Raw genomic sequence first — 6,381 nt, 5'->3', positions numbered from 1 at the left:
TTCGCATTGGCGCATGTGGTCGGCGAATGCGGGGGTGGTGTCGAGGAGTTCGAGGGCCATTCCCTGCCATTGGGAGCCCTGGCCGGGGAACACGAAGACGGGGCGCGGGGCCTCGGCGGGCGTCCGTGCAGTGGGTTGGCGGCTGTGGGCGAGGGCGCTGAGCCGGTCGAGCAGGGTGGTGCGGTCGGGGGCGGTGATGACGGCGCGGTGGTCGAAGTGGGTGCGGGTGGTGGCGAGCGAGTAGGCGATGTCGGTGGGGGCCACCTGGTAATGGGTGGTGACGTGGTCGTGGAGCCGCCGGGCTTGGGCGCGGAGCGCCGGAGTCGTCCTGGCGGAGAGCGCGAAGGAGACCGGTGCCCCGAAGACCGCGGTGGCGGTGTCGGTCTCTGCGTGTTCGCCGGGCTCCGGGTCGGGTGTGGGGGGTTGTTGGAGGATGAGGTGGGCGTTGGTGCCGCTGATGCCGAAGGAGGAGACGGCGGCGGTGCGGGGGTGGTCGGTGCGGGGCCAGGGGGTGGTGCGGGTGGTGAGGGTGAGGGCGCCGGTGGTCCAGTCGATGTGGGGGGTGGGGTGGTCGATGTGCAAGGTCTTGGGCAGGGCGGCGTGGCGGAGCGCCATGACCATCTTGATGACGCCGCCCACGCCCGCTGCCGCTTGGGTGTGGCCGATGTTGGACTTCAGCGATCCGAGCCGGAGCGGGCGGTCGGCGGGGCGGTTGTGGCCGTAGGTGGCGAGGAGGGCGTGGGCTTCGATCGGGTCGCCGAGGCGGGTGCCGGTGCCGTGGGCCTCGACGGCGTCGACGTGGGCGGGGTCGAGCCGGGCGTCGGCGAGCGCGTCGCGGATGACGCGTTGCTGGGAGGGGCCGTTGGGTGCGGTGAGGCCGTTGGAGGCGCCGTCCTGGTTGACGGCGCTGCCGCGCAGCAGCGCGAGTATCCGGTGGCCGTTGCGGCGGGCGTCGGAGAGCCGTTCCAGTACCAGCATGCCGGCGCCTTCGGCCCAGGCGGTGCCGTCGGCGGCGGCGGCGAAGGGTTTGATGCGTCCGTCGGGGGCGAGCCCCTGCTGCCGGCTGAACTCGGTGAACATGCCCGGTGCCGTCATCACGGTCGCCCCGCCGGCGAGGGCGAGGGTGCATTCGCCGCTGCGGAGCGCTCGGGCCGCCAGGTGCAGGCTGACGAGGGAGGAGGAGCAGGCGGTGTCGATGGTGACAGCAGGGCCTTCGAGGCCGAGGACATAGGAGACCCGGCCGGACAGGACGCTGGGACTGGCACCGGTGAGCGCGAAACCCGCGAGTTCGGCGGGATAGCGGTGCAGTTCAGGCCCGTACTCCTGAGCCATCGCGCCCACGAAGACGCCGGTGGGGGTGCCGCGCAGGGTGGTGGGGTCGATGCGGGCGTGTTCGACGGCCTCCCAGGAGGTCTCCAGCAGCAGGCGCTGCTGGGGGTCCATGGCCAGTGCCTCGCGGGGGCTGATCCCGAAGAACTCGGCGTCGAAACTGCCCGCGCCGTGCAGGAACCCGCCCTGGTGCACGTAACTCGTCCCGGCACGCTCGCCGTCGCCCGCCAGCGCGCCGAGGTCCCAGCCTCGGTCGGTGGGGAATTCGCCGATGGCGTCGGTCTCGGCGGTGAGCAGTGTCCAGAGGTCGTCGGGGGAGGCGACGCCGCCGGGGTAGCGGCAGCCGATCCCCACGATCGCGACCGGGTCGTCCGCATCGGGGCCGCGCGCGGGTACGGATCCCGCGGCTTCGGCCCCATCCGTCCCGAGCACCTCGGTGAGGATGGAGCGGGCCAGCGCCGCGGGGGTGGGGTGGTCATAGGTGAGCGCCGAAGGGAGCCGCAGGCCGGTCGGCCCGTGCAGCCGGTCGCGCAGCTCGGCCGACCCCAGGGAGTCGACACCGAGGTCCGTGAACGGGCGGTCGGCCGCGACCTCGCCGGCCGAGGGGTGCCCGAGGACTTCGGCTGTGTGGGTGCGCACCAGATCGAGGACCACGCGCTCCTGCTCGGAGTAGGACAGCCCGGCCAGGTGCGCCGCGAGCTGAGCGGAGGCGGGACCGCCGCCCGGCACCCCGCCCGGCGGGCGGGCGGTCGAGGCTGGGCCGGGATCGACAGGTGCCTCGGCAGCGGATTCGGCGGGCGGCGCGAGGTCGTCGAGCCAGTACCGGCGCCGCTGGAAGGGGTAACCGGGCAGCGGCACGCGCCGGCGGCCCATGCCGGCGTAGAAGGACGCCCAGTCCACGGCGGTCCCGGCCGCGTGCAGCCTGCCGAGCGCGGTGACCGCCCCCTCGGTCTCGGTGGACCTCCGGAGCGCCGTCGCGATGTGGTCGCCGCTGCCGCCCGGGCAGGCCGCGGCCATGGCGGTCAGGACATTGTCGGGGCCCAACTCCACGAAGACCGAGGCGCCGAGCGCGCGCAGCGACGCGATCCCGTCGGCGAAGCGCACCGGCTGCCGCGCGTGGCGCACCCAGTACTCGGGCGTGGACACCTCATCGGTCGCCTGCCGCCCGGTCACGTTGGAGATGATCGGGATCCGCGGCGGGTGGAGGTCGACCTGTTCGACGACGCTCCGGAACTCGTCGAGCATCGCGTCGACGTGCGGCGAGTGGAATGCCGTGGTGACCCGGAGCCGCCGGGTGCCCGCCCCGCGCCGGCTGAAGGCGGCGTCGAGTTCGGCAATGGCGTCGGCGTCACCGGACACGACGGTGGATTCGGGCCCGTTCAGCGCCGCGATGTCGGCCCGGCCCGCCATCCCCGCCATCGCCGCGCGCACGTCCGCCTCGCCAAGGGGGACCGACATCATGGCCCCGCTGGCGGGCAGCGCCTCCATGAGGCGGCCGCGTGCGGTCACCACCGCGGCGGCGTCCGCGAGGGAGAGCACTCCCGCGACATGGGCCGCCGAAAGCTCGCCGAGGGAGTGGCCCGCGACGTAGTCGGGTGCGAACCCCCACTCTTCGAACAGCCGGAACAGGGCGACCTCGAAAGCGAACAGTGCGGGCTGGGTGAACACGGTCCGGTCGAGTGCGGCGGAGTCGCCGGACATCACCTCGCGGAGCGGGCGGTCCAGGTGCGGATCGAGGTGCGCGCAGACGTCGTCGAGTGCGCGCGCGAATGCGGGCGACGACCGGGCGAGCTCGTCGCCCATGCCGACCCGCTGGGATCCCTGCCCGGTGAACAGCGCAGCGGTGCCGGGCGGCGCTGCGCCGGCGACGCCGCGAAGCGCGTTGGCGGCCGTTGAACCATCGGCGACGGCGTCGAGGCCGGCGAGCAGGTCGGCGCGGTCGGCCGCGACGATCACGGCTCGGTGGGCGTGCGCGGTTCGCGTGGTGGCCCCGGAGAACGCGAGGTCGGCGGTGTCGAGGCCGGGGTTGTCGGCGAGGTGCCGGCGCAGGAGGCCGGCCTGCGCGCGCAAGGCGTCCGCGGTGCGTCCGGAGACCGGCAACGGCAGAACCGAAGGGAGGGGCCGCTGCGGTTCGGGCTCGGGTGCCGCCGCCTCCGGGGGCGCGGAGACGACAACGTGGCAGTTGGTGCCGCCCATGCCGAAGGAGCTGACACCGGCCAGGGGCGGGCGGCCGGGGGCCGGCCACGGGCCCGGTTCGGTGTGCACCCGCAGGTTCAACTCCGCCATCGGGATGGCGGGGTTCGGATTCTCGTAGTTGAGGCTCGGCGGCAGGACCCGGTTCCGAATGCTCAGCGCCGTCTTGATCAGGCCGGCGATGCCCGAGGCGCCTTCGAGGTGGCCGATGTTCGTCTTCACGGAGCCGACCAGCAGGGGAGACCCGGCGGGCCGCGCGCCGCCGAGTGCTGCGCCCAGCGCCGCGGCCTCGACGGGGTCGCCGACCCTGGTTCCGGTGCCGTGGAGTTCGACGTACTGGATGTCGCCGGGCCGCACACCGCTCTGGTCGCAGGCGCGGCGCACCACCTCCTCCTGGTACCGGGGGCTGGGGACCGTGAGTCCGTTGGTGGCGCCGTCGTTGTTCACGGCGCTGCCGCGGATGACGCAGTAGATGTCGTCGCCGTCGGCGACGGCGCGGGCGAGCGGCTTGAGGAGCACGAATCCGCCGCCCTCGCCCCGCACGTAGCCGTTGGCGCGGGCGTCGAAGGTGTAGCAGCGGCCGTCGTCGGACAGGCCGCCGAACATGGCGGTGCCCTCGGTGCTCTCGGGGGCGAGGATCAGGTTCACGCCGCCGGCGAGCGCGACGGTCGACTCGCCCTCGCGCAGGCTCCGGCAGGCGGTGTGCACCGCCACCAATGCCGAAGCCTGGGCCGAGTCGATCGTCATACTGGGGCCGTGCAGGCCCAGGGCGTAGGAGACCCGGTTCGCGATGAGGCCGGGCTGGAGGCCGGTGAGGGTATGGCGGGTCATCGCGGCGCTGCCGCGGCGCCGGAGCAATGTGGCGTAGTCGTCGCCGATGGCACCGACGAAGACACCGGTGGAGGTGCTGGCGAGGCGTTCGGGGAGGATCCCGGCGTCCTCGATGGCCTCCCAGCTCAGCTCCAGCATGAGCCGCTGGCGGGGGTCCATGGCGGCGGCTTCGCGGGGGGAGATGCCGAAGAACTCCGGGTCGAAGCGGTCGACGCTGTCGAGGAAGCCGCCGTGGCGCGGGTAGCCGGGCCGGTCGGGCCGGGCTGCGGGCCAGCGCTCCGCGGGCGCCTCGGACACGGCGTCGCCGCCGTCGCGGAGGAGCCGCCAGAACGCGTCGGGGCCGGCCGCCATGGGCAGTCGGCAGGACAGGCCGATCACGGCGACGCCGTCGTCGTACGCCGGCACCTCAGTACCCAAGTGCGGGCCGGGCGCCGGTCCTTGCAACGTTTGACCTGCGAAAACCGAAGATGAAGGCGGTGGCTGTTCCTGCTGCATCCGACGTCCATGAGGAGAGCGGAGTACGCAAAAAATATGTCCTTCGAGTCGAAAACTAGCACAAATAAGGACAGAGGGCATTGCCGGGCATCAAAGTACTCGAATGAGAGATTAACTCTCGTTGTGGAGATCGGCAATGCCTCACCGCGTTTCGGACATAGCAGCCAGAGATATCGTCCGAGGGCGTATGACATGGATCACCAAATACAACGGGCCCCGGGTTGGAAAACCCGGGACCCGTTTCCAGTGCCGTTGGACTGGGTTTGATAGGCTACCGCTGGTGGCTCTCCGCTACCTTTGCGAGAAATGTGCGGGCGCCTTCTGGGGAGAAAAGCCACTCCTGATAATCGGGTGGATAGTCCCACGCCTGCACCCAGCGGTTGGCGACCTCCGGGTAGGTCATGGCCGCGCCGACGATCTCCTGGATGTGCGGCGGCAGCTCGCCGTCCCACATGGTCGAGATCGTGGTCCCCCACAGTTCGGCGTGCTGCCCGTACTCCCAGAACGTGTCGAACATGCCCGACAGCGTCGCGTAGTCGAACGGCCGGTCACCGTGCGCGATGATGCTTTCGAGGTAGCTCTTCGCGCAGCGTGTGGAGTTGTTCCAGCCCTGCGCGCCGAACGGGTTCGACGTGATCACCACGTCGGCGATCCCGAGAACGAGCCCGCCCGAGGGCAGGGTCCCCACCGGGTGGCGCACCTGCGGGGCGATCGACTCGGCCACCGTGCTGTTGCGGTCGACCAGGGTGGCGTTGGCGCACCGCTCGTGGAACTCGGGGGTGTAGCGGCGCAGGACCTCCTTCATCCGGCGCAGCCGCTCGTTCGGATCGAGGCGGGAGTCCTGCATGGCGTCCATGACCCCGCCGGGGCGGTCGGCGATGAACAGCGAGTGGAACGTGCCCTGCGCCGTGAGTACGGGCATCAGCAGCACGCCGCCGAGTTCGGCCGTCGACGCGACCCACCCGCTGCGGCTGCCCGACTCATCGGGCACGACATCGTCGATGTACGCCTGGGACAGCGCCAGCTTGGGCGCGCCGCTGAACCGGCGGTGATCGTGGTCGAACATCGCACCCAGCTCGCCCGAACCCACGGCGATGACGATGAGGTCGTACATCCGCGAGAAGTAGTCGAGGTCGGTCAGCGTGACCCCGTGGATGACGACCCGCCCGCCACGGTCCTCGAACGACTCCAGCCAGTCGGCCATCTTCACCCGGCGCTCGACCGACACCAGCGGGGTGTCGAGCCGACCGTTGATCACCATCGCCGGGCTCTGCGGCGGGTAGAGGTGGACCTTGAAGCTGTCGAGGTGCGGCGCCTGGTTGTCCCAGAAGTCCAGGCCGAGGTCCTTCTCGTAGCCGTGCACCGTGGGGAAGGTGAACTGGGTGATCGACGGCCGCCCGGACCGGATCTCGGTGGAGGTCCTACCGGTGATCATGGTGACGTCGTAGCCGGCAATGAGTAGGCCGTGGGCCAGGTAGAGGCCGGACTGCCCCGCACCGACGATGAGGATTTTTCGCATCCCGATTTACCCTC

Annotated in this window: 2 protein-coding genes; both read right to left on the bottom strand. The window is 71.5% G+C overall.

What is annotated here, in order from left to right; translation table 11 throughout:
* Positions 1 to 4,758: type I polyketide synthase (locus tag CLV63_RS32185; protein ID WP_211301583.1), on the bottom strand; the 4,758-nt coding region annotated here is incomplete at its 3' end.
* Between the two features lie 361 nt (positions 4,759 to 5,119).
* Complete coding sequence (locus tag CLV63_RS32180; RefSeq protein ID WP_106587028.1) at positions 5,120 to 6,367, bottom strand: styrene monooxygenase/indole monooxygenase family protein; 1,248 nt, start codon at positions 6,365 to 6,367, stop codon at positions 5,120 to 5,122.
* Positions 6,368 to 6,381: the final 14 nt, after the last annotated feature.

Source organism: Murinocardiopsis flavida, assembly GCF_003014485.1.
In the GTDB taxonomy this organism is placed as follows: Bacteria; Actinomycetota; Actinomycetes; order Streptosporangiales; family Streptosporangiaceae; genus Murinocardiopsis; species Murinocardiopsis flavida.
Note: the sequence above shows the minus strand (reverse complement) of the source record. Positions and strands in the feature narration are given on the sequence as shown.

Excerpts from the sequence above, each read along its gene's own strand:
- CLV63_RS32180 (WP_106587028.1), bottom strand. The coding sequence starts at position 6,367 with ATGCGAAAAATCCTCATCGTCGGTGCGGGGCAGTCCGGCCTCTACCTG.